This is a genomic window from Acidithiobacillus sp. AC3 (assembly GCF_050261095.1).
GTDB classification, from domain to species: domain Bacteria; phylum Pseudomonadota; class Gammaproteobacteria; order Acidithiobacillales; family Acidithiobacillaceae; genus Igneacidithiobacillus; species Igneacidithiobacillus copahuensis.
The window spans coordinates 567,949-594,941 of the sequence record NZ_CP189838.1 but is presented as its reverse complement, the minus strand read 5'-3'; the positions used below and the strand labels follow the sequence as shown (position 1 = coordinate 594,941).

Annotated in this window: 29 protein-coding genes; 12 read left to right on the top strand and 17 right to left on the bottom strand. The window is 59.2% G+C overall.

The genetic code is table 11. The features are described 5' to 3' along the window. Positions 1-39 precede the first annotated feature (39 nt). Positions 40-867 carry a class I SAM-dependent methyltransferase gene (locus ACQAYK_RS03060; RefSeq protein ID WP_483167823.1) on the top strand — a complete coding sequence of 276 codons (828 nt, stop codon included), beginning with the start codon at positions 40-42 and terminating at the stop codon, positions 865-867. Positions 868-879: 12 nt separating this feature from the next. Here the strand turns inward: ACQAYK_RS03060 and ACQAYK_RS03055 are convergent, their stop codons facing one another. Next, positions 880-1,764 carry a LysR family transcriptional regulator gene (locus ACQAYK_RS03055; protein ID WP_483167822.1) on the bottom strand — a complete coding sequence of 295 codons (885 nt, stop codon included), beginning with the start codon at positions 1,762-1,764 and terminating at the stop codon, positions 880-882. A 96-nt stretch (positions 1,765-1,860) separates the two neighbouring features. Between ACQAYK_RS03055 and ACQAYK_RS03050 the strand changes: the two genes are divergently transcribed. Genes ACQAYK_RS03050 through ACQAYK_RS03035 form a run of 4 tightly spaced genes read left to right on the top strand, consistent with a single transcriptional unit; the run spans position 1,861 to position 4,186 of the window. Next, entirely contained in the window at positions 1,861-2,199 is a 339-nt protein-coding gene (locus ACQAYK_RS03050) for a carboxymuconolactone decarboxylase family protein (protein ID WP_483167821.1), read from the top strand. A gap of 10 nt (positions 2,200-2,209) precedes the next feature. Further along, complete coding sequence (locus ACQAYK_RS03045) at positions 2,210-3,247, top strand: aldo/keto reductase (RefSeq protein ID WP_483167820.1); 1,038 nt, start codon at positions 2,210-2,212, stop codon at positions 3,245-3,247. After that, positions 3,247-3,993 (top strand): SDR family oxidoreductase, encoded by a 747-nt coding sequence (locus tag ACQAYK_RS03040; protein WP_483167819.1) that lies wholly within the window; start codon positions 3,247-3,249, stop codon positions 3,991-3,993. The genes ACQAYK_RS03045 and ACQAYK_RS03040 overlap by 1 nt, the downstream gene beginning before the upstream one ends. Before the next feature lie 37 nt (positions 3,994-4,030). Next, positions 4,031-4,186, top strand: a complete 156-nt coding sequence (locus ACQAYK_RS03035; RefSeq protein ID WP_483167818.1) for a hypothetical protein — start codon at positions 4,031-4,033, stop codon at positions 4,184-4,186. A 12-nt stretch (positions 4,187-4,198) separates the two neighbouring features. On the opposite strand, the gene ACQAYK_RS03030 is transcribed toward ACQAYK_RS03035, so the two are convergent. Beyond that, entirely contained in the window at positions 4,199-4,525 is a 327-nt protein-coding gene (locus ACQAYK_RS03030) for a helix-turn-helix domain-containing protein (RefSeq protein ID WP_483167817.1), read from the bottom strand. Between the two features lie 226 nt (positions 4,526-4,751). Between ACQAYK_RS03030 and ACQAYK_RS03025 the strand changes: the two genes are divergently transcribed. The 3 genes from ACQAYK_RS03025 to ACQAYK_RS03015 all read left to right on the top strand — a co-directional run bounded on the left by ACQAYK_RS03025 (position 4,752) and on the right by ACQAYK_RS03015 (position 6,618). Further along, positions 4,752-5,030: a type II toxin-antitoxin system RelE/ParE family toxin gene (locus tag ACQAYK_RS03025; protein WP_483167816.1), complete on the top strand. Its 279-nt coding sequence runs from the start codon at positions 4,752-4,754 to the stop codon at positions 5,028-5,030. Between the two features lie 9 nt (positions 5,031-5,039). Beyond that, positions 5,040-5,321, top strand: a complete 282-nt coding sequence (locus ACQAYK_RS03020; protein ID WP_483167815.1) for a HigA family addiction module antitoxin — start codon at positions 5,040-5,042, stop codon at positions 5,319-5,321. Positions 5,322-5,451: 130 nt separating this feature from the next. After that, positions 5,452-6,618, top strand: coding sequence for a glycerate kinase (locus tag ACQAYK_RS03015; RefSeq protein ID WP_483167814.1), 1,167 nt, complete (start codon positions 5,452-5,454; stop codon positions 6,616-6,618). On the opposite strand, the gene glcF is transcribed toward ACQAYK_RS03015, so the two are convergent. The 11 genes from glcF to ACQAYK_RS02960 form a co-directional block, all read right to left on the bottom strand. Next, positions 6,568-7,833 carry a glycolate oxidase subunit GlcF gene (gene glcF / locus ACQAYK_RS03010; protein WP_483167813.1) on the bottom strand — a complete coding sequence of 422 codons (1,266 nt, stop codon included), beginning with the start codon at positions 7,831-7,833 and terminating at the stop codon, positions 6,568-6,570. The two genes, ACQAYK_RS03015 and glcF, sit on opposite strands and share 51 nt — an antisense overlap. 8 nt (positions 7,834-7,841) lie before the next feature. Continuing rightward, positions 7,842-8,906: a glycolate oxidase subunit GlcE gene (gene glcE, locus ACQAYK_RS03005; RefSeq protein WP_483167812.1), complete on the bottom strand. Its 1,065-nt coding sequence runs from the start codon at positions 8,904-8,906 to the stop codon at positions 7,842-7,844. Position 8,907: 1 nt separating this feature from the next. Next, positions 8,908-10,383, bottom strand: coding sequence for an FAD-linked oxidase C-terminal domain-containing protein (locus ACQAYK_RS03000; RefSeq protein WP_483167811.1), 1,476 nt, complete (start codon positions 10,381-10,383; stop codon positions 8,908-8,910). 2 nt (positions 10,384-10,385) lie between these two features. Next, on the bottom strand, positions 10,386-11,711 hold the full coding sequence (locus tag ACQAYK_RS02995; protein ID WP_483167810.1) for a four-carbon acid sugar kinase family protein: 1,326 nt from the start codon (positions 11,709-11,711) through the stop codon (positions 10,386-10,388). A gap of 15 nt (positions 11,712-11,726) precedes the next feature. After that, positions 11,727-13,940, bottom strand: a complete 2,214-nt coding sequence (locus tag ACQAYK_RS02990) for a phosphoketolase family protein (RefSeq protein ID WP_483167809.1) — start codon at positions 13,938-13,940, stop codon at positions 11,727-11,729. 93 nt (positions 13,941-14,033) lie between these two features. After that, entirely contained in the window at positions 14,034-14,792 is a 759-nt protein-coding gene (locus ACQAYK_RS02985; protein ID WP_483167808.1) for an MBL fold metallo-hydrolase, read from the bottom strand. After that, positions 14,774-15,571, bottom strand: coding sequence for a TatD family hydrolase (locus ACQAYK_RS02980; protein WP_483167807.1), 798 nt, complete (start codon positions 15,569-15,571; stop codon positions 14,774-14,776). The genes ACQAYK_RS02985 and ACQAYK_RS02980 overlap by 19 nt, the downstream gene beginning before the upstream one ends. 26 nt (positions 15,572-15,597) lie before the next feature. Then, positions 15,598-16,350 carry a 23S rRNA (guanosine(2251)-2'-O)-methyltransferase RlmB gene (gene rlmB / locus ACQAYK_RS02975; RefSeq protein WP_483167806.1) on the bottom strand — a complete coding sequence of 251 codons (753 nt, stop codon included), beginning with the start codon at positions 16,348-16,350 and terminating at the stop codon, positions 15,598-15,600. A 65-nt stretch (positions 16,351-16,415) separates the two neighbouring features. Next, on the bottom strand, positions 16,416-16,832 hold the full coding sequence (locus ACQAYK_RS02970) for a hypothetical protein (RefSeq protein ID WP_483167805.1): 417 nt from the start codon (positions 16,830-16,832) through the stop codon (positions 16,416-16,418). Positions 16,833-16,849: 17 nt separating this feature from the next. Continuing rightward, positions 16,850-17,920, bottom strand: coding sequence for an AI-2E family transporter (locus ACQAYK_RS02965; RefSeq protein WP_483167804.1), 1,071 nt, complete (start codon positions 17,918-17,920; stop codon positions 16,850-16,852). Positions 17,921-17,930: 10 nt separating this feature from the next. After that, positions 17,931-18,767 carry a PHP domain-containing protein gene (locus tag ACQAYK_RS02960; RefSeq protein ID WP_483167803.1) on the bottom strand — a complete coding sequence of 279 codons (837 nt, stop codon included), beginning with the start codon at positions 18,765-18,767 and terminating at the stop codon, positions 17,931-17,933. A 123-nt stretch (positions 18,768-18,890) separates the two neighbouring features. Between ACQAYK_RS02960 and ACQAYK_RS02955 the strand changes: the two genes are divergently transcribed. From ACQAYK_RS02955 to ACQAYK_RS02940, 4 genes are all read left to right on the top strand, one after another. Beyond that, on the top strand, positions 18,891-19,616 hold the full coding sequence (locus ACQAYK_RS02955; protein ID WP_483167802.1) for a hypothetical protein: 726 nt from the start codon (positions 18,891-18,893) through the stop codon (positions 19,614-19,616). A 51-nt stretch (positions 19,617-19,667) separates the two neighbouring features. After that, positions 19,668-20,723: an AI-2E family transporter gene (locus ACQAYK_RS02950; protein WP_483167801.1), complete on the top strand. Its 1,056-nt coding sequence runs from the start codon at positions 19,668-19,670 to the stop codon at positions 20,721-20,723. A gap of 3 nt (positions 20,724-20,726) precedes the next feature. Continuing rightward, entirely contained in the window at positions 20,727-22,034 is a 1,308-nt protein-coding gene (gene hemG, locus ACQAYK_RS02945; RefSeq protein WP_483167800.1) for a protoporphyrinogen oxidase, read from the top strand. 115 nt (positions 22,035-22,149) lie between these two features. Then, positions 22,150-23,454, top strand: a complete 1,305-nt coding sequence (locus ACQAYK_RS02940) for a sensor domain-containing diguanylate cyclase (RefSeq protein WP_483167799.1) — start codon at positions 22,150-22,152, stop codon at positions 23,452-23,454. 4 nt (positions 23,455-23,458) lie between these two features. Here the strand turns inward: ACQAYK_RS02940 and ACQAYK_RS02935 are convergent, their stop codons facing one another. The 4 genes from ACQAYK_RS02935 to recG form a co-directional block, all read right to left on the bottom strand. Beyond that, positions 23,459-24,265, bottom strand: coding sequence for a L,D-transpeptidase family protein (locus ACQAYK_RS02935; RefSeq protein WP_255790099.1), 807 nt, complete (start codon positions 24,263-24,265; stop codon positions 23,459-23,461). A gap of 102 nt (positions 24,266-24,367) precedes the next feature. Then, positions 24,368-24,622: a Txe/YoeB family addiction module toxin gene (locus tag ACQAYK_RS02930; RefSeq protein ID WP_215870924.1), complete on the bottom strand. Its 255-nt coding sequence runs from the start codon at positions 24,620-24,622 to the stop codon at positions 24,368-24,370. Beyond that, on the bottom strand, positions 24,619-24,870 hold the full coding sequence (locus ACQAYK_RS02925) for a type II toxin-antitoxin system Phd/YefM family antitoxin (protein WP_215870923.1): 252 nt from the start codon (positions 24,868-24,870) through the stop codon (positions 24,619-24,621). Before ACQAYK_RS02925 ends, ACQAYK_RS02930 begins: the two co-directional genes overlap by 4 nt. Before the next feature lie 70 nt (positions 24,871-24,940). After that, positions 24,941-26,992 (bottom strand): ATP-dependent DNA helicase RecG, encoded by a 2,052-nt coding sequence (gene recG, locus ACQAYK_RS02920; RefSeq protein ID WP_215870922.1) that lies wholly within the window; start codon positions 26,990-26,992, stop codon positions 24,941-24,943. Between the last annotated feature and the right edge of the window lies 1 nt (position 26,993).

The following is a 26,993-nucleotide window of genomic DNA, read 5'->3' as shown; positions in this document are numbered from 1 at the left end:
TCGCGGAAATAGGAGGCCAGAATGCTTTCGGATTCAGGAATGAGTAACAAAGACTATAAACAATCAATAGCAGAACATTTCAACTCCAGAAGCCAATATGGCGTGGGTACCCCACATTCGGGTCTGGTGGAACGGTTAATTGAGCTATATCCACCGCAACCTAATGATCGGGTTTTGGATATTGCTACCGGAACGGGATTTGTCGCTATCATCGTTGCCAATATAATTGGCCCGCTGGGTGGCGTTGTGGGGATCGATATCTCTCCCTTTATGGTGGAGCAGGCCAAGGCGGCCGCTGCACAATATGATCTTTCCAGAAGAATCCATTTTATGCTTGCTGATGCTGAAAATTTACCGACGGATCTTGGCCAATTTGACAGGATCTACTGTGCCAACGCAATTCCCTATCTGCAGGATGTCCGTGGCACGCTAGGAAAATGGCGGAATCTTCTAAAACCGTCAGGCTTCATCGCCTTTAACTGCTGGCAAGAAAACTCTTACGCCACTGGCCGCCGCCTCCGACAGATTGCTGCCACCCACGGAATCGCCATGGCCAAGGTCGGTGTAGAAACAGGTACACCTGAGCGCATTGAAAGTCTATTACGGTCTGCTGGGTATGACCAAATCATCGTTAAAATAGAACCAACAAACTTGTATGTCCAGCCAAAACAGCTGGAAAACTTTACGGAAATGACGCTGAGCAATCCACTGTACGGCATTTCACCTGCTGAACGTGCTTCCCTACTGGCTCTTGTTCCCGAGTATCAAACCGCACTTTTTTCCGATGAGGTCCAGGAGGACTTTAGAGCAGAAAGAGGGGCTTACTTTGTTTCAGCGCGCGCAGGCTCCCCGGACACGACATTCTGAGGAGGGTATCATTCAAGGCCGATAGCGAAGTGCTTCCACGATCACCGATAGCGCCCGCGAGTGTTGTCTCCGGCTGGCGTAATAGAGATGGTAACCGGGAAAACTTGGGCACCAGTCCGCTAGCACACGTCGTAGCTGTCCGGAAAGTATATGGCCGGTGACCATGTCCTCTGGCAAGTAAGCCAAGCCGATACCGTCCAAGGTCGCCATGAGCATGTGTGAGCTGAGATTGAAAGTGCATGGCCCTTGCACATGGACGCGAACAGCTCGACCGTCACGCTCAAACTCCCAGGGTAGGAGACTCCCATTGGGTAGGCGGAGATTGATGCAGGCGTGGCGTGAAAGGTCGTGAGGGAAAGATGGCGGAGCATGCAACGCAAAATAACTGGGCGCAGCGACTACCGCCATTCTGATGTCGGGGCCAATGGGCACGGCAATCATATCGCGCTCGAGGCTCTCCCCCAGGCGAACCCCGGCGTCGAATCGCTGGGCAACGATATCGATAAATTGATAATCAATGCTGATCTCCATCTGCAGTTTCGAATGCTGCTCCAGAACAGGCCGAAGTTTGGGCCAGAGGATGTACTCTGCGGCATGACCTGCAGCGGTGATGCGAATCGTGCCGGCGGGCTGATTTTGACGATCGCGCAAGGATTCGATTTCTGTTTCGATTTCCGACAAGTGGGGAAGTAGTGTCTCCAGCAATGCCGCACCAGCCTCTGTAGGCGCTACGCTGCGAGTTGTGCGGTTGAGTAATCGCAGTTCGAGATTGCTTTCCAGTGCCCGGAGCCGGTGGCTCAGTGCCGATGGTGACACACCAAGCTGCTTTGCCGCTCGGCTGAAGCTTTTTTCCCGGGCTACCGCAACGAAAGCGGCAAGATCATTCCAATTGGTCATTGCTGAATTTTTCTCACAAAGGCATGCAGATTTTCCTATCTTATCGCAACTGTTTTACGGGTGTAGCATTCATCAGTGCAACAGAAGGAGCCGCTGATGAGCAACGACACAGCGTCCACCCGCGGTAAGCCGGCTTGGAGCGCACTCGCTCCGAAACTTGCCGAGCTCACCCACGAAGTTCTTTTTGCGGATATCTGGAAGCGCCCCACCCTATCTACACGCGACCGCAGTCTGGTTACCTGTGCTGCCCTGGTGGCCCTGGGGAAGACCGAGCAGATGAGTTTTCACTTTCCCCGGGCGCTGGAGAACGGTGTCAGTCTGGAAGAACTCATAGAGGCCATCACCCACTTGGCCTTTTATGCCGGCTGGCCCAACGCGGTGTCTGCTATCAGTCGTCTGCAAGAATTGATAGCTGCAGGCGCTGTGAAGGAATGAGGAGAATACCATGGAATATCATCGACTGGGTCGCAGTGGACTGCGAGTCTCACCGCTGTGCATGGGGACAATGATGTTCGGCGGTGCAACGCCGGAAGATGAATCTCGCAACATCATTGCGCAGGCCCGCGACGTGGGAGTGAATTTTCTCGATACTGCGGATACCTACAACCAAGGGGAGTCGGAGCGAATTATTGGGCGTACTGTTCACAGCGAACGAGATCGCTGGATCATCGCCACGAAAGGAGGGTATCCCGCCGGTCTGGATATTCCCACCGGCGCCGATCTCTCCCGCAAATACCTAATGACAGCGGTAGAGCATAGCCTTCGCCGTCTGGATACCGACTACATCGATCTCTACTACCTGCATCACGATGAGGAGAATAGGGATCTTGCGGAGACCATGCGAGCCCTCGCCGATCTCGTGCACCAGGGCAAGATTCGCTATGTGGGAATCTCCAATTTCCGCGCTTGGCGGGTCGCGGAGCTTGTGCGCCTGGCGGACGCCCTGGGAATGGATCGACCCGCCGCCTGCCAGCCCCTATACAATGCCATGAACCGCATGGCGGAGAGTGAACTTCTCCCTGCTTGCCATTTCCATGGGGTGGGAGTCGTGCCCTACAGTCCGTTGGCCCGAGGCGTACTTACGGGAAAATATGTGAACCCGTCCCAGCCACCCGAGGGCAGTCGCGCTGCCCGGCAAGATCGACGCATCCTACAAACGGAACTAAGGCCAGAATCCATCCAACTGGCGCAGGAGATCCAGGCCCACGCAGAGACAAAGGGGGGGACTGCAGCGCATTTTGCCCTCCGATGGGTACTCAACAATGCCTGGGTCGATTCGGTGATTGTCGGGCCGCGAACTGAGGAGCAATGGAGGGATTACCTCAGAGCCTTGCATTACCCCTATGGTGTCGACGATGAGGAACTCATAGATCGCTTGGTCGTCCCGGGCCACCCGTCGACGCCAGGATTTACCGACCCCCAATATCCCGTCACTGGGCGTTTCGCCCGAACGGGACCAGCCAATCTTCGCGGAGAGATCTAATGGAACGCAATGTAATCCAAGGTAAAGTTGTGGTGATTACCGGGGCGAGCAGTGGCTTGGGAGAAGCGACGGCGCGGCACCTGGTTGACTTGGGTGCGACAGTAGTGCTCGGCGCCCGTCGTACAGAGCGCCTCCAAACTTTGGTCGACGCCTTTCGGCAGCAACGCAAGAATGCGCTGGCGGTGGAAACGGACGTGACCCAGAGGGCACAGGTACAGCATCTGGTGGACAGTGCCGTACAGAACTTTGGCCGCATTGACGTCATGATCAACAACGCGGGGCTCATGCCCAGTTCGCCCCTGGAAAGACTCAAGATAGAAGATTGGGATCGCATGATCGACGTGAACATCAAGGGCGTGCTCTATGGTATCGCGGCGGCGCTTCCGTATATGCAAAAGCAAAAGGCGGGGCATTTTATCAATGTCTCCTCTGTTGCCGGACACAAGATCCGCCCCGGTGGCGCCGTCTATGCGGCTACCAAACATGCCGTTCGTGCCCTCTCTGAAGGTCTTCGTCAGGAGGTAAAACCCTATAATATCCGCACGACGGTCATTTCCCCCGGCGCCGTGGCAACCGAACTGCCCGACAGCGTCACCGAGCCGGACATCGCCGAGGCCATTCACAAGGTCTACGAAATGGCGATTCCTGCCGAGGCCTTCGCGCGCGCGGTAGCCTACGCGATGAGCCAGCCAGAAGATGTCGATATCAACGAGATACTGTTCCGGCCCACGCGCCAGGAATTCTAAACATGGCTGTCTTCACGACGGCAAGGAGCTTTGAGTAATGGAAACGAGAATGTTGGGGAAGAGTGGGCTGGCGGTCTCCGCCCTCGGATTTGGTTGCATAGGTTTTAGCTTTGGCTATGGCACAGGCATCGCTAAGCCTGAAGGGATCTCGCTGATCCAGGCTGCCTATGAACGCGGAGTGACCTTTTTTTGAAACCGCGGAGGCTTACGGCGCCGCTAACGAGGAGCAGGGACGCCGGTGATGGCGCTGATGGATCTGGGCCGACTTGCGGGTTTTGGCCTTCCACAGTCCATCGGTCATCATCCACTGCCGTAGGGTCTCTGCCGAGAGCTGGTACCCGTGGCGCTCGCTGAGCTTCTCAACCGCCAGCGTGGGGCCGAAATCGGCATAATGATTGCGGATCAACCCCAACACCTCCTGCCGTACCGCTCCCGATAGCGCATTGCCGGGACGCTGCCCGAGGTGCCGGGACACCAGTCCTGCCGCCCCGTCCTCTCGAAATCGGATCAGCAGTCGCCTGACCTGCCGCACGCTCAGACCGAGTTGCTATGCCGCCTCTTGCTGCCGTGCCGTCCGACTGACCACCTGCTGCATCACCTCCAGCCGGTCCACCGCCTTCTGCGTCATCGTAATGGTCTCCTCTGTCACCGCCACTCCAAAAACCAAAAGGGGACATTTACAATTGGACAAAGAGGACACTACGCCTTTGGGCTAACATACGTGTGACAAGCGTCGCGCGATAGATTACGATCTGCTCATGATCAAATCGTTCCGTCACAAGGGGCTCGAGGCGTTCTATCGCAGCGGCAGTAAGGCGGGAGTTCAGCCGGATCACGCGACCAAGTTGCGGATCTTGTTGACCACCTTGGATGCAGCAGAATCTGCGGAACAGATGAATGCGCCGGGATGGCGATTACACCGACTGACGGGTACTTACGAAGAATACTGGTCAGTGCGTGTGAATGGAAATTGGCGAGTGATCTTTCGGTTCGAGGGGATTCATGCAGATCTGGTGGATTATGTGGACTACCACTGAGGAGGTGCTATGAGCAAAATGCACAACCCTGCACATCCGGGTGAAGTGCTTCGAGAATATTTGCCCGAGGGGATGAGCGTCACCGATGCTGCCAAGGCTCTCCATGTGACCAGGCAATCGTTGTCAGCCGTGTTGAATGGCCGGGCTGGAATCAGTGCAGGTATGGCGCTCCGCCTAGAGGCTGCCTTGGGGATAGAGGCAGGGTTCTGGCTGCGTATGCAAATGGCGTTCGATCTGTGGCAAGCGCGGCAAAGAGGTGTAGCACGAGGGGTCCGCCATATCGCCGCGTGAATTGTCAGTTTGAGACTGGTATCAGCCATCCACGATTGCGTTAAGCGGCTTCGAGGACGCCGTCCATCTTCGATAGGACAACTGCGCTACACTGACAAGACATCATGTCTGCCTCATCAACGGAAACATCATGCAGGTGCTGATCGTCCCCGACCATTTCAAGGGTAGTCTGACGGCGGGCGAGGCCGCTGCTGCCATGCAAGCGGGTTTTTGTGCCATATTCCCCGACTGGCAGTATCAGCGCTTGCCCCTTGCCGATGGTGGCGAGGGAACCCTGGACCTGCTTTTGCAGGTGCTTTCGGCATCACGGGTCGCGACCGTGGTGCACGATCCCCTGGGTCGCGAGATCCAGGCTGACATAGGCATCGTTGATGGAGGGCACACCGCCGTCATCGAGATGGCCCAGGCCAGCGGTCTACTGCTTTTGGATGCGAGGGAGAAAGATCCGCTGCGCACCGCGAGCACGGGTACTGGGGAGATGATTCGTGCCGCCCTGGACCGAGGTTGTCGAAAAATCGTGATGGGCATTGGAGGAAGCGCAAGCAATGATGGCGGCATGGGCCTTCTCTCGGCCTTGGGGATACGCTTTTTCGATGGTCGGGGTCAACTCCTGTCCCCTTCCGGCGCCGCCCTGGCGCAGGTGCGTTCCATTGACGCTGGCCATCTCGACGACCGTTTGCAGAACTGCGGTGTAGAGATCATCTACGACGTCGACAACCCCCTGCTCGGAGACTCCGGCGCGACGCGGATGTTCGGTCCACAAAAGGGAGCCGACCGGGTTGCGATTGAAACGCTGGAGAACGGTATGAAAAATTATGCGGACTGCATCGAGCGCAGTATCGGCCGGGACATCCGTCAGATCCCGGGCAGTGGTGCCGCCGGTGGAGTGGGTGCGGCCTGCCTCGCCTTTCTCGGTGCCCGACTGCGCCCTGGCATTGACAGCATTGCCGATCTCATCGATCTTGACGAAAAGATCCGCGCCGCCGACTTGGTACTCACCGGGGAAGGCCGCATCGATGCCCAGACCAGTCACGGCAAGACGATTGCGGGTATCGCCAAACGCTGTCAACGCCTGGGGAAGCCGCTGATTGTTCTGGCCGGATCGCGCTCCGGCGAGACCGATGTGTTCCGGGAGCTGGGGGTGGATGTGATTCTCACCAGTACCCCTCGCCTGGGAGAAGAAGCGGAGATATTGGCTGGTGGCGCCGAGCAACTGCGCGAAACGGCACGGAATGCGGCGGTACTGCTACGCTTGGGCGGACGACTGCCGCTCGCCAGCGCCCAAGGTTTCGGGTAAGGCGTCGGCCAAGAGTTCCAGCCAGTGTCGAACGGGTACATCTGCCTCTTGCTGTAGGTGCAGCTGACAACCCACATTGGCGGTGGCAATGCAATCGGGCGCTTTTGCTTCCAGGCAAGATAACTTGCGCTCGCGCAACTCCCTCGCGAGCTCCGGCTGCAGCAAGGAGTAACTGCCTGCCGAACCACAACAGAGGTGAGCATCCGCCACCGGTACCAGATCATAGCCGACGTGCTGCAACAGGGTTTCGATTTTTCCGGAGAGCCTCTGGGCATGCTGTAGCGAGCAGGGAGAATGGAAGGCCACCTTCCTCTGGGCGGGAACAATGCTGGGAAATTCAAACCCTCCCTCGAGCAGCCACTCGCCCGGATCGCGAGCCAATTCGGCAACGCGCCGGGCCTTTTCGGCGTAGGCGGGATCATGCTGCAAGGCTTGGCCATATTCCTTGACCATTGCCCCGCAGCCACTGGCACTCACGAGAATGGCCTGCGCACCCTGCTCTATCCGGGGCCACCAAGCGTCGATATTGCGCCGCATGAAGCCGAGTGCCTCCTCTTCCGCACTCAAATGCTGGCTCAGGGCACCACAGCAGCCAGCCGTGACGGGAACCCGCCAAGGAGTTTGTAGGTAATCGAGAATCTTCTGCAATGCAAGATTGGTGGCGGGCGTACTGACACTCTGCACACAGCCTGCCAGCAAGAGCACCCGAGGCTGCTCGGAACCCTCGAGCTCCGTTGCGGCGGTCGGCGTAGGGCAGTCGGGAATCTGCCGTGCCCAGTCCTCTCGCAGTACCTCCTTGACCCGTCGCGCGATCTGCAAGAGTGGGCGCAGGCGTTGTGGATACGGGATGATGCTGCGCAACAACGCGCGCTGCAGACGCTCGCGTGCCGGTCGACCGAGATGCGGCTCCAGATTGCGGCGGCCAATCTCCACCAACCGTGCGTAGCGCACACCGGAGGGACAAGTCGTTTCGCAGGCGCGGCAGAGCAAACAGCGGTCCAGATGCGTCAAGCTTTCACTGCTCGTCGGCGCCCCTGCCAGAAACTCCTTGATGAGATAGATGCGCCCGCGCGGCCCATCGAGCTCGTCGCCCACGATCTGATAGGTGGGACAGGTAGCCGTGCAGAAACCGCAATGTACGCAGCTGCGCAGGATGGCCTCGGCCTCGGCCATGTCCTCGTCATGGTAGAAATTGGAGGCAATCTCACATTGCATTTTCCACCTCACAAATCCGCATAGAGGCGACCGGGATTGAGAATGTGCCGGGGATCCATGGCGCTTTTGACGCGCCCATGTAGGGTGCGGAGCAGATCGCTGAGTGGCGGAAAGGGCTGCGGGCTCTGTGCGGCCCGATACTGGATGGCATGGCCATTTCGGCTGACCGCCTGCGCGCGGATCTCTTCTGCACCGGCATCGCTGTGTAGCCAACGGATACTGCCGCCCCACTCCAACACTTGCGGCGACTCCTGCAATATGGGCGGGGTACCGGATGGCAGCGCAAGGCGCCACAGGAGGGGTAGCCCTGGAGCAAAAAAAGGAAGTTGCTGATCCCGCAACTGCGCCCAGAACCTTGTTGCTTCGTCGGGCAGGAGAAGATCTCCGCCCACGCGCGCGCGGAGACCGGCAAGGGCAGACTCCGCGCCAGAAAAACGCAGATAGAGTTGCCCGTCCATCCAGGCAGAAGCGCTCAAGGGAACCGGCTGGGCCTCCCAACGCTGCATTTCTTTGATTGCCGCGACCATCTGCCGCTCCTGCACGAAGGTCATGTGCCGCGCCGGGAGGGGTAAGACCTTGAGACTGAGTTCGAGCAATACGCCAAGGCTTCCCTGGGCGCCCACCATCAGCCGCGAAAGGTCGTAACCCGCCACATTCTTCATCACGTGCCCGCCAAAATGCAGATCTTGCCCGCGTCCATCCAGGATTCGCACTCCCAGCAGGTGGTCGCGCGCGGAACCGGCGTACGGTCGGGCCGGACCGGAAAAACCGCAGGCGACAACCCCCCCAATGGTTGATTCTGCGCCATGACAGGGCGGCTCAAAGGCCAAGGTCTGTCCTTGCTTGGCAAGAGTATCCTGCAGGTCGTGCAGCCGGGTTCCGGCACGCACCGTCACATAAAGCTCCGCCGCTTGGTAATCGACAATGCCGCTATGTTCGCGCAGATCGAGTTCGGCGTCGGCGTCTACCAAACGACCATAAAAAGACTTGCTGGTACCTGCACGAATGCGCAGTGGGCGCTGAGCGGCATAGGCATCCTGGACCTGCTCCTGCAAGCGCCCCGTGATATCCATCTCAAAAGCGCTCCAGTTCGGGAAATGGCAGGGCACCCCCATGCACATGCATGGCCCCCAACTCGGCACACCGGTGCAGGGTCGGTATGGCCTTTCCCGGATTCAGGCGCCCTTCGGGATCAAAGGCCGCCTTGATCCGATGCATGGTCTCCAGCTCTGCAGCGGAGAACTGTACACACATACTATCCAATTTCTCCACTCCGACCCCGTGTTCTCCGGTGATGCTGCCGCCCACCTCCACACACAGGGCAAGGATCCGCTGACCAAAAGACTCCGCAGCAGCAATCTGCCCCGGTGCGTTGGCATCATAGAGAATCAGAGGATGCAGATTGCCATCACCGGCATGGAAGACGTTCGCTACCGCGAGCCCAAATTCCTCCGACCAGCGGGCGATCTGCTCCAGGACTTCAGCCAGGCGCCCGCGCGGGATGGTGCCGTCCATACAGTAATAATCCGGCGCCATTCGGCCCACGGCGGGGAAGGCCGCCTTGCGTCCTTTCCAGAGCAGGGCTCGGGTATCCGGATCTCGGGCGACGCGGATACTGTCCGCTCCCTGGCGGCGCAGAATCTCCTCGACCAGAGCAACGCGTTCCGCCAGCTCTGCATCGCTGCCGTCGAGCTCACAGAGTAAAATGGCAGCGGCATCACGTGGGTAGCCGGCATGCACGAAATCCTCGGCCGCCTGGATGGCCAAGCGATCCATCATCTCCAATCCAGCGGGAATGATACCAGCGGCGATAATGGCACTGACGGCATCCGCGGCAAGCCTGAGTTCGGCAAAGGCAGCCAGCAGGACCACAGTGTTCTCGGGGACAGGCAGCAGCCGTACCGTCACCTCCACCACGATGCCCAGCAGCCCTTCGGAACCGATGAACAAGGCGAGGAGATCATAGCCGGGCACATCCGGCGTCAATCCACCGAAATGCAGGATTTCGCCATCGGCAGTGAGTACCTCCACGGCGAGGACGTTATGTACCGTCAGCCCATACTTGAGACAATGCACGCCACCCGAGTTTTCTGCGACATTTCCACCAATGCTGCAGGCAATCTGCGAGGACGGATCGGGGGCATAATAAAAGCCAAAGGGTCGCACCGCCTCGCTGATAGCCAGATTGCGCACCCCCGGCTGGACCCGAGCCGTCCGATTTTCCAGATCGATATCCAGGATGCGATTCATCCGCGCCAAGGACAAAAGCACCGCGCCCGCCACCGGTCGCGCACCCCCGGAGAGTCCGGTACCGGCTCCGCGCGGAACGACCGGAATCTGATATTGCCGGCACAGGCGCAGAAGCGCCTGTACCTCTTCGCGATCCTGCGGCAGCACCACGCAAAGGGGCAGTTCCCGTAATACCGAAAGCCCATCACACTCGTAGGCCTGCAAGGACTCTCGGCCACTGCGCACCCGCTCGGCAGGCAAGGCCGCGGCCAGCGCCTGCAGAAAATCCTGCTCTGCCGGAGTATGCGCGCCCTCTTCCATGGTCAGGCCCCTCCGTGCAGGCGGCGACGCGCCAGCACAAGGGAGTCTGCATCGCCGACATTTCCCGGGAAAATCACCACAGGCAGCTCCGGAAACTGCGGATGCTCCGGAGAGCACTGGAGCACCGAACACCCCGGCAGGATCTGCCCGAGGACCCTTGCCTGACGCAACGCCAACCCCTGGCTCAGCACATCATTGGAGGTAATGCCGCCCTTGCTGATCAAAAATCCCAGATCGGTAGGCATGGCCTGTAAGGCACGCATCAGGAATGCGGATACCGCCACCCCAAAGGCAAAGCGCGTATCTTGATCCGGAAACTGGCGTTCGACGCGGCTAGTGTAGAGGACAATGTCCTTGCCACTGACGTGGATGGCTTCTGCCCGTTGCCGGATTTCCGCGAGCTGCGCATCCCCCGCTGTGCCCTGACAGGCATCGACATCCACCTCGACCCCTTGCAGCCCAGGCTCCGCCAAGAGACGTTCCAGTTGTTCCGTCGTCTTGCGGACGTGCGAACCGACCAGGATCAGACCAGGACGGTTACCGCGCACCCAGCGGTACATTTCCTCTGCCGGAACCGGCTGCGGGGGCAAGTCAGCGAGCGCCGTCAACAGACTGGCAGCACTGCGAAAGAGAAAGTGTTTTCCTTGCGTTACGGCCTCTTTGACGTCGCGGGCGAAGGCCGCCAGATCCTCCGGCTTTTCGGCATCTACGACCACGCAGGCATTGCCCTGCAAAGCCAGCAGGCGCGGCAAACAACCTGCATGCAGTTCCGCCAAGGATATCCGCTGAACGCTGGGGGCGGGAATCCGGCCTTGGGTCTTTTCCGCGACGTAATCGGGTAGGTAACTGTGTTGGTAGGCAAAGACCGAATCGCGGGCGAACTCGGTCTCATGCGCGGGGATCTCCTGCCCGTTCTGTCGTACGTAGTGTGTGCCGTCGCGGGTAATCCGCCCGCCCTCAAAGAATGCGGGCACCAGAAAATGCGCATCAAAGGGTCCGAGGACCTCGGCCAGGACGTCCGTTTCCAGGGGATAATGACCGCGCAGGGTGGAGTCCGAACGGCTGACCAGAATCGGCGGCGGATCCTGGGCATCGCTTTGCGCCAGCACCGTACGCAGATTTTCGGCGATTTCCCGCGTCACCCGCGATGCCTCCGCCGCCGTCATCCCCCGGCTGTTGCTGAGAATAAAGCAGAGCGGTGATGGGTCCGCCAGCCCCTCGACCAAGGTCTGCACGTCCCAGCGCAGGAGCAGGGGACAGGAGTGCACCGTCTGCGAGCCGGTCGGGTCGTCATCGATAACGATGATTTTGCTGCTCGCCTCGTCCATTGCCGCCACTCCGCTTCAGGCCGACAAGGCCTGCACTTTCGCCACGATGGCCGCGCTGGTCAGGCCATTGAACGCCATGAGTTCGCCCGCACTCGCCGTGGTTTCCCCACGCCGCCATGCCAGGGTATCGCGCTGCTGGGCGCGGCTGCGCAGGAAGACCGGCTCCAGCGGCGCCGATCCGCCGCCGCTGATACCCAACAGAATCTCGCCAGCAAACAACGCATGAAATTCGGTATCCGGCAGGAAATCGCGATCCGGTTCCGCCACGGTATCGACTGCCACATCACTCTCCCGGTAGAGCTGACGCGGATTGAGAACGCTGACGATGCGCACCCCATAGCCCTGCGCCACCAGCTCGTCGCGTGCGGCAAACACCGGCTGCAGGACCATATCTCCGGTGACCGCCAGGGTTACCGTTGCGCGCGTGCCCGTGCTTTCGTGCAGCAGCGCCGCACCCCGACGGATCGCCGTGCGGGCGGTCGCCATATCCAGGTGGACGGGCAACGGGCTCTTGGAAGCAATGATCACCATCACCTTGTTCTGGCTCTCTACCGCGTATTCGTAGGCCGCCTGCGCCGCATTGGCATCGCAGGGATAGAGCAGGAAGACACTGCCATTGCGCATCTGCGCGGCGAAGTAGTTCTCGATCTCGGGACGCTGATGCGTCCAGCCGTTCCGCCCCTGCTCCAGGGCACCTGCGGTGAACATGCAGACCACCGAAGGCGTCGGCCGCCGTAGTTCCGCCATCGCCTGTCCCACGGTCTGCACGATGGGCCAGCCGTTGATGGCAAAGGATTCGTACGACAACCAGAGGGAGCGACCGCCAAACAAGGCCAAGCCCGCGGCAAGACCGGCGCAGGCGTCCTCATTAAGCGGCTCATAGACCTGACCGTTGGGCATCTGGTTGTAGAGCGGGTCTTCCGTGGGGTGGCGAATCTTCAGGGCATCGTTGATATTTTTCATCGCCGAGGCCTCGTTGCCGTCGGCATTGCTCACCACAAAACGCCGGTCCTGTTGGCCGAGCCAAGCCACCAGCGCGCCAAAGGCAGTGGCCGGCACCACTTGCTCGCCCACAGCGAAATCTTGCACCGGGAAGGAGCCCAAGGGCGCCAGGTCGAGAACCTGTTCCGTGACCACCGTCTGCCCGGCGGGGCCACCACCGGCGCGGCGGGCGTTTTCGCGCACCAGAGCCCAGGCCTTTGGCGCCAGCGCCAAGCGCTCCAAAGCGGCATGGATCTCGGGGGAATCCGGGGTATCCTTGGGGTACAAATTGTGCGACTTGGCTCCCGTGACATGCACGCCAGCACCCTTGAGCTGCTTGAGAATGACGGCGGTGTGGCGCCCCTGCAAGGCCGAGTCCGCCGCCTTGGCCGTTGCCGCGAGCACTGCCTTCATGAAAGCGAGGCGCTGCGCGAAGGAAAACTTGGACGAATCCACATAGGGCCCAGGCTGATTGGCGTTGTCAAAATCCTTGGCATCGATCAGGATGACTTCATCGAAGTCATGCGCCTTCCAGTAGGCAATCATCTCGGCATTGCTCATGCGCGAGACCATGGAATGATGCTCCTGACTGAAGCCGTTCCATATCAGGATCGGCAGATAGTTGGTGACATTCGGATAGGCAAAATGGAAGTGCTTCATGCTGCTCAGCACATAGGGTTCACCGAAGCCGCCATCGCCGATGGTAACCGGAAACAGCGTGCCCGGATGCAGGAAAGCACCGGCCATGGCGAAATGTTGCCCTTGCCCAAGGGGGCCTGCCGGTGCCAGCAGACCGGGAATGGCCCCGGAAAGATGCCCCAGCAGACCGTGGCGCTCGCGAAAGCGTGCCATGAAATCGCTCATGTTCTGGATCTGCATGGCCTCCAGAGAGCCATCGAGAAACATCGCGCTGTAGAATCCCGGCGCATGATGCCCTACTTCCGTCACGATATTGGTGTGTCCAAGCATGACCAAAGCCGCATAAATGTCGGCGCTGGAGGCAAATCCCCCAGGGTGTCCGGACGACTTGGCGGCACAGACCTGCAGGGTGCAGTAACGCAGGGCATCAGCAAGCAACAGGGTCTGATAGACGGCGCTTTCATCGGCGGGATCAGCAATCGCCCGCGCCCCTTCCTGGATAACCGCCGCGATTCCCAAACGGTCAAATTCTGGCCAAGCCTCGCCATAGCAAAGCATGCCAGCGCAGAAATCAGGGGCGTGGAGGGGCAATGAGGGTACTTGCGTCATGGTGTCTAGGTCCGGTCGTCGAAAGTTTTGCATACAGTAGAAGAGATATAGAGGTTCCGCAACACAGGAGAATGCTGTGCCACTACTGGCAAATTACCTTTCCCAGATCAGCCCGTCATACGCTGGGGCAATGTTCTCCGGCAGAACGGAACAAAGTTTTTGGTAATCGAGATCATGGGTCATATGGGTAAGGAGGGTCTGCCGGGCGCCAATCCGTGCCGCAAGCGCCAAAGACTCGGCAAGATTCACATGGGTCGGATGTTCTTCCTCACGCAGGCAATCGAGGATGAGCAGATCCAGGTCGTGCAGCAGTGCGTAGCTTTCTTCCGGGATGGTTTTCAGATCCGTCAGATAGGCGGCTTTGCCGAAGCGATACCCATAAATGGGTAGCTGACCATGCAAAACCGGTATGGGCAGGACCGTGATTGCACCTATCTGCCGTGCGGACTCAACGACCGTCATCGACAGGGACGGCTTTGCCCAGCCGGGGTCGGGGGGAAGAAAACAATAGCGAAAGCGCTCTTCCAGCTCGCGGGCCGTACGCGCATCGGCAAAACAGGGAAGCACCCGCTTGGCGAGAAAATTGAAGGCACGCAGATCATCGATCCCGTTGATGTGATCGGCATGGAAATGGGTATAAAAAACGGCATCCAAGTGCCGAACATCGGCGCGCAACATTTGCATACGCAAATCCGGGCCAGTGTCGATGAGAATCCGGGTGTCCTGCTCTTCAACCAGAATGCTCGCCCGACTGCGTTGATTCCGGCTATCCGCACTGCGACACACGGCGCAATCGCAGCCAATCTGCGGCGTCCCGGCGCTGGAGCCCGTACCTAGGAAGCGAATGCGCATTCCCGCTCCGGTAACTTGAACAAATGACGGAAATTCTGCGAAGTCACCGCCGCCAGGCTATCGAGATCTTCTCCGCGCAACTCCGCAAGAAAACGCGCGACATGCGCAACAAAAGCAGGCTCGTTGCGTTTGCCGCGCATCGGCACAGGCGCCAAATACGGGGCATCCGTCTCGATCAACAGCCGATCCTGCGGGAGGAATTTGGCCACTTCCTGCAAATCTTTGGCGTTCTTGAAGGTGACGATGCCGGAAAATGAAATATAGAAATCCAGGTCCATTGCCTGACGGGCAAAATCGAGGGTTTCGGTAAAACAATGGATGATCCCGCCGCAGTCGCGGGCACCCTCGCTGCGCAATAAGGCGAGGGTATCGGCAGCCGCCTCGCGAGTATGAATGATCAGGGGCTTGCCGGTTTCCCGCCCGGCGGCAATATGCCGCGCCAAGCGCTCTTGCTGCCAGGCAAGGTCCCCCTCGGAGCGAAAATAATCCAGACCCGTTTCGCCGACGGCGACGATCTTTTCGTGGTCCAGGGCAGCGACAAGATCTTCATAACGCGGAGTCTCTGTAACCGGCTCATTCGGATGCACTCCGGCCGCACCCCAGATCTCCGCTTCCGATTCCGCCAAGGCGCGCACCCGTCCCCAATCCGGCTGGCGCACCGCCGCAATCAGGATCGACGCGACTCCCGCCTGCCGCGCGCGTAGCAACACTTCCGAGCGGTCAGCGGCAAACTCGTCAAAATCGAGATGACAGTGGGAATCGACAACGCTTGGAGTCATGGGCTCTCCTGTACAGGGGCCCCATTCTAGCGCGAATGCCGCGTCGATGCCTCCCCACTTCGTTGCCGCTTGGCCTCAAAGAGTACCACCGCGGTCGCGACCGAGACATTCAGGCTCTCGATCTGGCCGGCCATGGGAATACGCAGCAGATAATCGCAATGCTCCCGAACCAGGCGACGGACACCCTTCTCCTCGTTCCCCATGACCAGTACCAGAGAGCCGCGCAGATCCACTTCGTAGATGCTTTGTGCTGCCTCTCCGGCAAGGCCAGCCACCCAAAAATTGCGTTGCTGCAGCTCCTCGAGCGTGCGGGACAGATTGGTCAGAAAAAACACCGGCACGCGGGAAGCGGCACCGGCAGCCACCTTGCGTACCGTAGCGGTAATGCCGCAGGCATTGTCCTTGGGCAACAGCACGGCATCTACTCCCGCCGCCTCGGCACTGCGCAAGCAGGCACCGAGGTTATGCGGGTCCGTCACCCCATCGAGCATCAATAGAAAGGCATGCTCCGGGAGATGCTTTGCGAAGGCTTTCCAATCCCGGGCGGGAAGCGGCAAAGCGCGGGCCAGCACCCCCTGGTGCTGATCCGCATGGCAACGCCGTTGCAGGGCCTGCATTGGCTCCAGCACTAGCGGAAGGCCATGGGCCTCGGCCGCTTGGCGGATGGACGAGATTCTGGCATCACCGGCCCTCTCCGCCGCCAGCCATAGGCGCTCCACCTCCCCCGCCGCGATCGCCGCCTCGACGGCATGGATGCCATAGATCCATTCTTCTGCCACAGTTCGCTCCAAGAAAAACGGCGGCCAAAGCGACCGCCGTCTGCTTCTGCTTGCCGGAAAGACAATCAGAACATATTGAAGATGTCGTCGACGATGTTATCCGCGACGGCAAAACCAGCACCCAAGCCCAAACCGGTCATCACATTGCCCATGAAACCGCTTCCCATGCCACCCTGCGCCGGCGCGTTCCAGGGACGTTGTGCCATGTTCGGATTCATCCCAGGCTGCCCGCCCATCTGCTGCATCTGCATCTCCAGCTGTTGAATGCGCTGGCCCATCTGCTGCAACAGCATATTCACGTTCTGCTGCTGACTCTGCAGATTCATCGCCATATTACGCAGATCGAGGATCAACTCCCGCGCCTGGGTAGCATCGGGAATCGCCGACTGCACCTTCTGCGCTACCTGCTGCAAACCCTGCACGTTGTTCTGAGTCGCCTGAGCAATTTGATTGTACTGCTGATCAAACATCTGATAATCCATTCCGCACCTCCAGGAGTTCAAAACTTGGACTGCGCTGCACCAGCCCCGGTTCCACGCTCGAGCAGCACCCGCCGCTCCCACGCCAGCCACACACCACGCGCCAACAATACCAATATGGGGCCGATGATCAACCCTATCAAGCCAAAGGCAGCCGCGCCACCCAGGATACTGAAAAAAACCAGGAAAAAGGGCGCCTGACTTTGCGACCCCGTAAGCAGGGGACGAATCAGCAAGTCCGCCAGGGTAATGACAAAGAACCCCCAACCCAGAACCACAAAACCGGCAAGCCAATGCCCGCCGAAAATCAGCCACAGGGTGGCGGCGGCAACCACCACCGTTGCGCCAAAAGGGATCGGCGAAAGAAGTGCCGTGACTACCATCCATAAGGGCCAGGTGTTGAGGCCAGCCACGGCGTAAGCAATACCGATGAGCAAGCCTTCGATGACGCCGACGCCAATCAGCCCGATGAGCACGGAACGTGTCGCCTCCCGCGCCGCCAACAAGAAGCGATCCCCCCGCTCCGCGCCCCAAAGCTCAGCCGCCGTCAGATGCAGGACCTCACTCAAGCGTCTTCCATGCAGACTTATGGCAAAAACCGTCAACGCCACAAAAAAGGTATGCAAAACAAAAAACCAGAGCTGCCCGAGGGAACTCGTGATAACCGCCGCATGTTCCGAAAAAAAGTGCGACAGGTGTGCGCCATTCAACACCCGCAGATGCGCCGCGAGCCATTTTCCAAAATAGGGAACCTGCTGCAGCTCCCGCGGCACCCCGAGCAAGGGGGCCCCACTCTGCCAACGCGCCACTACCTGCAGCAATTGCGGCAGGATCGATTCGACCACCAGGACGGCCGGAATGATGATAATCGCCATCCACGCCAACGCATGGAAAAACGAAGCGAGCCAACGCGGCAAATGAAAAGAACGCTCGGCGCGCAGTTGCCACGGCCAACCCACGGTGGCGAGAACAGCGCCCATAAGCAGGGGGCCGGCGTAGGGGCTTAAGGTATACAGCGCCCCGAGATACACCAAAACGAGGACGACCGTCCCCCAGTTGGCAAAGCGGATTTTTTCCCGCAATTGGGACATGGGAATGCTGTCAGTGGACTGGTAAAAGGGGGAAAGGATGCCCGAGGCACTCCCAGACCGGCTGCACCCCAACGGGCAGAGGCGCCAATTGCCCAATCTCGGCGTGACCAATTTCCGGGCCATGAAAATCCGAACCGAGGGAGGCAGCAAGATTCAATTGCCGCGCCAACTTACCCAGATGCTCTCGATCAGCTGCTGCCTGCGAACCGGAAGAGACCTCGATGGCGCCGCCGCCAGCATCACGGAACTCTACGAACAGCTCGCGCAGGCGCTCCGCACTCAGTCTGTAACGCCCTGGGTGCGCAACCACGGCAACACCCCCCGCCTGACGAATCCAGGAGACGGCCTCGACCATGGGAATCCAGTCACTCGGCACATAGGCCACCTGACCCCGCCCCAGCCAGCGCTGAAAGGCCTCTCCATTATCGCGGCAGTGGCCGGAATCCTTCAGCCAACGGGCGAAGTGGGTCCGCCCCACCATGCGGCTACCGGCCAGTTCCCGCGCGCCGGCCTCGGCATCAGGAATTCCAGCAGTGGCAAGCAAGCGGCCGATTTCCGCCGCGCGCCAGTCGCGAAACTCCATGATCCGGTCGAGGCCGGCCTGAAGTTCCGGATCTTGGATCTCGATACCCAGGCCAACGATGTGAATGCCGATGCCATTCCATTCGCTGGATACCTCCACCCCAGGCAAAAAATCGATACCCAGGCGGCCCGCCTCCGCTGCGGCCGTCGCAATTCCGACAGTGTTGTCATGATCGGTCAGCGCCATCAGACGCACGCCGCGCGCGGCAACCCGCGCGACCAGATCTTCCACCCGCATGCTGCCATCGGAATGCAGTGAATGCATGTGGAGATCGACTGCGGAACGAGGAGGAGTGGACTGTGGCATAGAGAAGCTCCCGACACACTGCGTCAGCAAAGTTTTCATGGTATCATCAAAGGCGAATTTTGGCACTTTGAGGAACCCGCCTTGCCTTCTCTCGCCGACATCGCCAGCGCCAAGGCTCGCTTCGAACAACAGGTCCAACCCCTCCTCGCCCGCTTCGCCGAGAGCAAGATCGCCACCGGCGAACAGGTCACGCCGCCACAAGTGGTAGATGCCTTGCGGCAGCTCTTTCTCGTGCTGGAGAAAGACACTGCCGACTGGGATCCGTCGCTGCCCGAAGACGAAGCAGAGCGGATTGGCGATCTCAGCATCGGCCTGCTCATGGATCTGGCGACCTGGGCAGACCGCCTCGGAGAGCGCAAGAGTAAAGCAGCACTCGAGGTAGTCAGTGTCAGCATCGCTGCCTGGCTGGTACAGGAGCGGCAGCCGATTCATACCCTCGACCCGGTGGTGAACGGCCTGGCGGTATTGGCCAACGGCGAGCGGGACCCGGCGGCACTTGCCAGCCTGGCGCGCCTGATGGGGGCGGTAGTGGCAGCTGCGGAAGCCGATTATGCCGCCGACCTGGAAAGCAACGATCCGCAGCGCCCCTGGCGTATCCTGCTGTTCAACTGGGGGATCACTGCCACCCGCGCGCAAGCCCCGGAGCTGATGCGCGAGGCCTTTGCGGCCTTACAGAAATTCCTCCCGGCCGACGCCCAGCTATTTTTTCAGGAGGGCAAACAGCAGATCTTGCAAGGCGACTACAGCCCGGAGGTACAGCAGGTCATGCTCGACGCGGTAGAGGGGAGTGGCCATAGTTTACATTGAACCTCTCCCTGGACTTGGTCACTGCCGGGCTTTCCGGAACGGAATCTGATCATGCCGCAACGCTGGCTTCCCTGGCTGATTCTTGCGTTTCTTTTGTGGCTGCTCTATCGGCTCGGCCCCATCCTCTCTCCGTTTCTGATTGCCGGGGTACTCGCCTACCTCGGTAACCCACTGGTAACGCTTCTGCAACGTTGGCGCATCGGCCGTACCCTCGGGACCACCCTGGTGTTCCTGCTCGCACTGTTGCTGACTGCTGCGGTAATCATGGCCCTGCTGCCCAGTGTACGCGCGCAAACCCTGATCGCCATTAGCTACATCCAGCAATACGCGAGCCTGCTCCAGACGCAGCTGCTGCCACAAATATCTCAGCGCCTAGGGATCCCGATCGACAGTCACACGCTGACGACCTACGCCAGCAAAAATGCCAGCAAGCTCGCCCATTGGGCCAGCAACAGCCTCCAGGTCGCACTGGTTTCCGGCTCCGGCATCCTCTCGTTTCTGATGAACTTTCTGCTCATTCCGGTGATTACGTTTTATCTGTTACGGGACTGGCCGCCACTGTTGCAACGCTTAGACGAGCTCATCCCGCGTCGCCAGCTGACCCTTGTCCGGCAACTAGCCATCGATTCCGACCGGATGCTGATGGCCTTTCTGCGCGGGCAGCTCCTCGACATGCTCGCGCTGGGCGCCACCTATGCCATCGGGCTCAGCATCGTGGGTCTGAAAACCGCTCTCCTCATCGGCCTCCTCTCCGGACTCTTGAGTTTTGTGCCGTATCTGGGTTTTGCCAGCGGCATCATCCTGGCGAGTCTAGCGATGTATATCCAGGGCGGCGCCTTCCTTTCTCTTGTCGAAGTCTGGGTGGTATATGGAATCGGGCAAATTCTCGAGAGCACCCTGTTCATCCCAATACTGGTTGGGGATCGCATCGGACTACATCCGGTGCTGGTGATTTTTGCCGTCCTTGCTGGCGGACAGCTGCTCGGCTTTGTGGGCCTTCTCATCGCCCTCCCCGTCACCGCCATCCTGATTGCCCTGCTCCGGCACGCGCACCGCTGGTATCGCCAGAGCCGCGCATACGCTGCGGAACTGCCGCAAGAGGAATGAAGCATGGACGTACTGCCCTACCTCATTGTTGGTGCTGGAATCACTGGCCTCAGTCTGGCTTTGCGTCTACAGGAAGGAGAAAAAGAATTTCTGCTGCTCGAGGCGCGTGACGAGGCGGGCGGCAATATTCGCAGCCGTAGCGAAGAAGGCTTTACCTACGACCTTGGCCCCAACACCCTGCTGGTTCGCGACCCACTGGTGGCAGACCTGCTCCAGCGTCTTGCTCTCGATGGCATTTCCGCCAACCCCCTCGCCCGTCGCCGTTTTGTCCTCAATCAGCAAAAGCGGCTGGTTGCCCTCGGGCCCGGAGCCCTGCTGGGCGGCAAGCTCTTGTCTCCCGGTGCTCGCCTACGCCTCCTTGCTGAACCCTTCCGCGCCCGCGCGACGGCGGAAGAGTCCATCGCAACCTTCGTGCGCCGGCGCCTCGGTCGGGAAGTGCTGGACTGGATGGTCGACCCCTTTGTTTCCGGGGTTTTTGCTGGCGATCCTGAGCGCCTGTCCCTCGCTGCCAGTCTCCCTCGGCTGGCGCAGATGGAGCAGGAACATGGGTCGCTGTTGCTCGCAGGCCTGCGCCGTAAACGCCCGGCCATGCGCAGTCACCTGCTGTCTTTTGCCGGCGGCATGCAGGACCTGCCCCGCACCGCTGCCGCAAAACTAGGCTATAGATTGCGCTGCAACGAGCCGGTGGCCGCCATCCTTCCCGTCGATCAGGGCTGGAGAGTGGAAAGCAGAACCGGCACTCTCCTGGCAAAACAGTTGTTTCTCTGCCTCCCCACCGATGCGATCATTCGCCTTCTGCCTTCGGCAGCGAAGGGTTTGCGCGATCGGCTCGCGGAAATCGATTATCCCACGGTCGCGACACTTGCCTTGGGTTTTCCGCGCGCGCGGGTCAAACATCCCTTGGACGGCTTTGGCGTGCTCATTCCCCGGCGTTTGGGCATTCCTACCCTGGGGGCGCTGTTCTCTTCCACCCTCTTCCCCAAGCGTGCGCCCGACGGCCAAGTATTACTTACGGTGTTTCTGGGTGGCGCACAGGAAACGATCCCACAGGAAGAAGCTCTCCTCTTTCGCCAAGCACTGGACGACCTCTCCCCCATCCTGGGCATCCAGGGCGCACCCAGTTTCCAGCGGGCCCAACTTTGGCCTCGCGCTATTCCGCAATACAACCTGGGACACACCCAACGCATCGCCGCGATAGATCGTCTTCTACGCGACTGGCCGGGGCTGTCACTGCTGGGCAACTGGTGCGGCGGCGTAGCGCTGGGCGACTGTATCCGCAACGGCTGGGAAGCAGGGCAAATAGAAGGGTAGAAAATTTTTGCCGGCCGCTCCTTGACCATCAGCAATCAATGTCACGATAATCACAGAAAAGGCGTCCTGATAGAAGAGGCCTAAAAGGGTTCACCACAAGGGTTTGAGGAGAGGCATGGGCGACCAGACCATACCGGCACAAGCTTCCGTGCACACGATAGAGGAATGCGCTATCTTCGACGCCTTGCCAACCGCAGTCCTTATCTTCGCGTCTGACCTCATTCTCTACGCCAATACGGTTGCCCTCCAGATTTTCCAAGCCGACAGTAAAGATCAGGTTCTCGGAGAATCTGTACACAAATTCATCTATCCCCTCGATCAAGAGCGAGTAATTGCCCGCATCCGCCGCGCCGAAAAGAGCAATCTCATCAATCCTCCAACCGAGTTTCGCGTTTATACCTGCCTGCATCAGGTCAGGGTTATCGCTCTGACGAGTCGCACTTTGATGATTGACAGCCACATAGGCCTCGTTGCCACATTTCTCGATATGACCGAACGCTGTGCGATGGAAAAGCGTCTGCGGGACAGCGATGCGCAATTTCAACACCTCATGAACACCATGCAGGATGTTTTTTACCGCACGGATGCCGATGGCATCACCCGCTATGTGAGCGCATCGGTACGCAATGTTCTTGGCTATTCCCCCGACGAGATTATTGGCCTGCCAGCCGCCGTGTTCTATCCTGACCAGGATAATCGCAAGGAACTCGTGGAAGTCATCAAAAAACAGGGCTATGTTCGAGATTTTCCGGGACAGATGCGCTGCCAAGATGGAAGAATTATCGATATTTCCATCAGCAGTACCATTTTACTCGATGAAATGGGTCAGTATGCCGGGGTAGAAGGTATTTGGCGCGACATTACGGAGCGGCGTACCCTTGAGCGCAAGTTGGAACAACTAGCAAGCCGAGATGAACTCACAGGTATCGCCAACCGACGCTTCAGCCTGGAAGAGATGGGGAAAAGACTCTCGCGCTACAAACGCCATCAGCGCGATATGAGCGTATGCATCCTTGATCTAGATCATTTTAAGAGAATCAATGATCAGCATGGACATTTAGTGGGGGATCAGGTGCTCCTCGAATTCTCTGTAGTCGTTCAGAGTGAGTTGCGCAGTACCGATCACTTTGGACGCCTTGGCGGAGAAGAATTCCTCTTAATTTGCGAGGATTCTTCTATCGAAAATACCAGCTCGCTGGCGAGACGGATCCTACAAAAAGTCTGCGATCACCCGGTGGCTATCAGCTCGCAAACGAGCATACAGGTAACCGTAAGCATCGGCGCAACGGCGGTAGAATCAAGCGACAGCTCGATCTCCTCCATTTTATCTCGCGCCGATAATGCCCTTTACCAAGCCAAGTCCGAGGGCCGCAACCGCATTTGCTGGTTTACAGAAATGCTTCTTCGTAATGAGATCTGAAGAATCACTCGTTCTGCAACTTTTGAGGTGACTGTCCGCCGGCCGCGCTGCCGAATGTCAGTCCTCTATCCGCCACGTGATGGTATTGAAAAGCCAGACGCCCGCTTTGATTGATCTGCTCCGGATAACTCGCCACCTGTCCAATAATTTCTACAGGTGTGCCGGGTTGGACCATACTCGCAATGTCTTGTGCGTCGTGATTGGAGAGCGCCACACAGCCTGCCGTCCAGCGGCCTGGGAACACTCTGGCAGCACGATCGTACGAAAAACTTGGCCCCATGCCATGGATTCCGATGTACCCGCCCAAGGGCGTGTTCTGCGGCGGCACCTGCCCAGTATCGATGGCCGACACAATCGCGTGATACTGGCTCTGAGAGATGATCCCTTCACGTAAGCCCCATTCGGCGTCGTGCCGATTGGGATAGGTGAGAAGCATGAAGGGTCCGTATTGGGTTCCCCAGCGTACATACCCTATGTGATAGTGCCCGACGGGCGTCTTGTTATCACCGCGAATCCGGCGCGGAGCCGACCCGCCAAAGCCAATAGCGACCGGATAGCTGGCCAAGAGGGTCGAGCCGCGATATAGATACAGCTTGCGCTGATCGGTATTGACGATGATGTGCAAAGTCACATCTTGCGGCGCAACGGGCTGCACCGGGGCCGTGGAAATCGCAGGACTGACCGGAGGCGGAGGAATGCGCGCCGCGTAGTAGGCAACCGAGTGGACCGTGGTCGATGGGAGCTGCGAAGTACAGCCGCCCAGGAATACCATACCAACTACCGCCACAGACCAATGATACCAACGTCCCACGCGTAATTCCTCGCGCTAATATAAAATTTTTTGCAGAATACTCCAGCCCATCCCTGACTGTCTACCGGAGCATCTTCGCCAGCGCCTTTCCGTTAACTGCGGTCAGTAGTGGTAGCGTAACTGAACGATCAGAATCGAATCATTCATTGTCTTGTAGACGATCCGATGCTCATCGTTGATTCGCCGCGACCAATAGCCAGCTAGCGCGTGCTTCAACGATTCAGGCTTCCCTACCCCACTGTGCGGCGTCCTCGTGTTTTCTTTGATCAGGTCATTGATTCGTTTGACCAACTTCTTGTCAGTCTTCTGCCAGTAAAGATAGTCCTCCCATGCCTGTTCGGAAAAGACCAGCCTCACTCGGCAAGATTCCTGGCCTTGCCCCTCCCCGATTCCAGCGACGCAATGCTCTCCAGTAATCGCTTTGCGTTCTTCGGGCTCCTGAGCAAATAAGACGTCTCTTCAAGGGCCTTGAAGTCCTCAAGCGACATCATCACCACGGCTTGCTCCCCGTTGCGCGTAATGATGATGGGCTCGTGATCATCGCAGACACGATCCATGGTATCGGCTAACTTGGCTCGAGCGGTACTATAGGTGATGGCATCCATTGGCGCCTCCATTTGTACATTTATTTGTACAGATAGTGTCTCAGCATGTCAAGGATATTCCTCCCTCTTTTCAGCCTATTGCCGCATAGGCAGTGCCTGAACCCAACCAGCGCTGGACGAGCACATCGATCGCCTCCGGACAGTCCCGCTCCAGGCGTTCGGCAAGTCCTGGAAGAAGCGCCAAAAGCGCTTCATCGCGCAGCAGATCGGCGATACGCAACTGCCGCTCACCGCTCTGCCGCACTCCCAGAAACTCCCCCGGTCCCCGCATCTCCAAATCCTTGCGCGCAATGACAAAGCCATCCTGCGACGCACGCAGGATCTGCAGTCTTTCCCGCGCCTTGGCCGAAAGGGGTGCGTGATACATCAGGATACAGACACTGGCCTGCGCGCCCCGCCCCACTCTCCCGCGCAACTGATGCAATTGCGCCAATCCCAAACGCTCGGCGTGCTCGATCACCATCACCGATGCATTGGGAACATCCACCCCTACTTCGATCACCGTCGTCGCCACCAATATTCGCAGCTTCCCGTGCCGGAATGCCTCCATGATCTGCGCCTTCTCCTCGCTGCGCTGGCGCCCATGCAGCAAGCCAATGGAAATTTCCGGCAATACTGCCTGCAAATCGGCATAACTGGTCTCCGCTGCCTGCAATTGCAGGATCTCGGATTCCTCGATCAAAGGACAGACCCAATAGATCTGGCGCCCAGCGGCAAGCAGGTGATGCAGCCGCTGGATCAATTCCTCCCGCCGATCATCGGCCAGCACCAGCGTGTCGATGGGTTGCCGCCCCGGCGGCAATTCATCGATGCTGGAAATATCCAGATCGGCGTGCAGGGTCATGGCCAGAGTACGCGGGATCGGTGTTGCGGTCATTACCAGGAGATGGGGCAGGTCGCCCTTTTCCAGCAGTCGACGGCGTTGCTCGACGCCAAAGCGATGCTGCTCATCAATGATCACCAGCCCCAGACGGGCAAACTCCACATTCTCCTGGAATAACGCCTGCGTCCCACAAACGACGGACAGGCTACCTTCCTGCAAATCCGTCATGGTAGTGCGTCGCTGACGCAGTCCCTGGCTACCCAGCAAGAGCCCCACCGCCACGTCCAGCGAAGACAACCAGGACTGCAGACGCTCATACAGTTGCACTGCCAGAATTTCCGTCGGCGCCATGACGGCAACCTGTTTACCCGCTGCTACCACATGCAGGAGTATCGCAACCGCCACCAGGGTTTTCCCCGAACCGACGTCACCCTGCACCAGCCGCCGCATCGGCCGCTGGCTCGCCAGGTCGGCTACCGCCTCGGCAATCACCCGTTCCTGCGCAGACGTTGGCGAAAAAGACAAGGTCCTGCGCAGCCGCTGCCAAAGCCTGGGATCAGGCACAGATTCTGCCAGTTGCGCAGCGCTTTTCCGACGTTCCCGACGCAAAGCCAGATGATGCGCCAGGAGCTCCTCCAGGGCGACTCGTTGCCACTCCCGATCCGCGGCCATGGGCGCACGCTCCCCGCCCCGGTGCAGGTAGCGAATACTGTCGGCCATACTCGGCCAGTCCGGGAAATATGCCTGTAAGGGATCAGCGAGGCTGGGCAACAATTCCTGCGCGGCAGCAATGAAACGCCGCCACTGCTGTTGGTGGATGCCCTGGGTGCTGGGATAGAACGGTGTCAGATGCTCGGGAGGCCGAAAATCCCCTCGATCGGCGAGCTGCCACTCGGGATGCACCATCTCCAGCCCCTGCAGACCCGCGCGCAATTCGCCAAAGCACCAGAGTCTGCGTCCGCTGTGCCATTGCTGGCGCAAAGCCGGACTCAGGTGAAAGAATCGCAGGCGAAGGGCTGCCCCACTTGCATCCGCAAGACGCAGCAACCACTGCTCTCGCCGGCCGGTCTGGCGCTGCAGATCGACAATTTCCCCCAGTACCGCGCATTCCATCCCCGGCCGCAGAGAAGCAATCGGCAAGAGGCGCCGACGATCCTGAAACCGCAGGGGGAGATGAAAAAGCAGGTCCTCGATCCTCGTGAGACCCAGGCCCGCCATGCGTCCAGCAAGCGCCGGCCCGATGCCGGGCAACGCTGCCAAAGAATCCTGCAGACGCAGCGCTGGACGCGATACCGCCATA

What these genes read in the sequence shown, in the direction of transcription:
- ACQAYK_RS03015 (WP_483167814.1), top strand. Translation starts at nt 5,452, where the DNA reads ATGCAGGTGCTGATCGTCCCCGACCATTTCAAGGGTAGTCTGACGGCG.
- ACQAYK_RS02940 (WP_483167799.1), top strand. Translation starts at nt 22,150, where the DNA reads ATGGGCGACCAGACCATACCGGCACAAGCTTCCGTGCACACGATAGAG.
- ACQAYK_RS03060 (WP_483167823.1), top strand. Translation starts at nt 40, where the DNA reads ATGAGTAACAAAGACTATAAACAATCAATAGCAGAACATTTCAACTCC.
- ACQAYK_RS03040 (WP_483167819.1), top strand. Translation starts at nt 3,247, where the DNA reads ATGGAACGCAATGTAATCCAAGGTAAAGTTGTGGTGATTACCGGGGCG.
- ACQAYK_RS02990 (WP_483167809.1), bottom strand. Translation starts at nt 13,940, where the DNA reads ATGACGCAAGTACCCTCATTGCCCCTCCACGCCCCTGATTTCTGCGCT.
- ACQAYK_RS03050 (WP_483167821.1), top strand. Translation starts at nt 1,861, where the DNA reads ATGAGCAACGACACAGCGTCCACCCGCGGTAAGCCGGCTTGGAGCGCA.
- ACQAYK_RS03000 (WP_483167811.1), bottom strand. Translation starts at nt 10,383, where the DNA reads ATGGAAGAGGGCGCGCATACTCCGGCAGAGCAGGATTTTCTGCAGGCG.
- ACQAYK_RS02960 (WP_483167803.1), bottom strand. Translation starts at nt 18,767, where the DNA reads ATGCATTCACTGCATTCCGATGGCAGCATGCGGGTGGAAGATCTGGTC.
- ACQAYK_RS03025 (WP_483167816.1), top strand. Translation starts at nt 4,752, where the DNA reads ATGATCAAATCGTTCCGTCACAAGGGGCTCGAGGCGTTCTATCGCAGC.
- ACQAYK_RS03055 (WP_483167822.1), bottom strand. Translation starts at nt 1,764, where the DNA reads ATGACCAATTGGAATGATCTTGCCGCTTTCGTTGCGGTAGCCCGGGAA.
- recG (WP_215870922.1), bottom strand. Translation starts at nt 26,992, where the DNA reads ATGGCGGTATCGCGTCCAGCGCTGCGTCTGCAGGATTCTTTGGCAGCG.
- ACQAYK_RS02980 (WP_483167807.1), bottom strand. Translation starts at nt 15,571, where the DNA reads ATGACTCCAAGCGTTGTCGATTCCCACTGTCATCTCGATTTTGACGAG.
- glcF (WP_483167813.1), bottom strand. Translation starts at nt 7,833, where the DNA reads ATGCAATGTGAGATTGCCTCCAATTTCTACCATGACGAGGACATGGCC.
- ACQAYK_RS02950 (WP_483167801.1), top strand. Translation starts at nt 19,668, where the DNA reads ATGCCGCAACGCTGGCTTCCCTGGCTGATTCTTGCGTTTCTTTTGTGG.
- ACQAYK_RS02925 (WP_215870923.1), bottom strand. Translation starts at nt 24,870, where the DNA reads ATGGATGCCATCACCTATAGTACCGCTCGAGCCAAGTTAGCCGATACC.
- ACQAYK_RS03020 (WP_483167815.1), top strand. Translation starts at nt 5,040, where the DNA reads ATGAGCAAAATGCACAACCCTGCACATCCGGGTGAAGTGCTTCGAGAA.
- ACQAYK_RS02970 (WP_483167805.1), bottom strand. Translation starts at nt 16,832, where the DNA reads ATGGATTATCAGATGTTTGATCAGCAGTACAATCAAATTGCTCAGGCG.
- ACQAYK_RS02995 (WP_483167810.1), bottom strand. Translation starts at nt 11,711, where the DNA reads ATGGACGAGGCGAGCAGCAAAATCATCGTTATCGATGACGACCCGACC.
- ACQAYK_RS03035 (WP_483167818.1), top strand. Translation starts at nt 4,031, where the DNA reads ATGGAAACGAGAATGTTGGGGAAGAGTGGGCTGGCGGTCTCCGCCCTC.
- ACQAYK_RS03045 (WP_483167820.1), top strand. Translation starts at nt 2,210, where the DNA reads ATGGAATATCATCGACTGGGTCGCAGTGGACTGCGAGTCTCACCGCTG.
- hemG (WP_483167800.1), top strand. Translation starts at nt 20,727, where the DNA reads ATGGACGTACTGCCCTACCTCATTGTTGGTGCTGGAATCACTGGCCTC.
- ACQAYK_RS02965 (WP_483167804.1), bottom strand. Translation starts at nt 17,920, where the DNA reads ATGTCCCAATTGCGGGAAAAAATCCGCTTTGCCAACTGGGGGACGGTC.
- ACQAYK_RS02985 (WP_483167808.1), bottom strand. Translation starts at nt 14,792, where the DNA reads ATGCGCATTCGCTTCCTAGGTACGGGCTCCAGCGCCGGGACGCCGCAG.
- glcE (WP_483167812.1), bottom strand. Translation starts at nt 8,906, where the DNA reads ATGGATATCACGGGGCGCTTGCAGGAGCAGGTCCAGGATGCCTATGCC.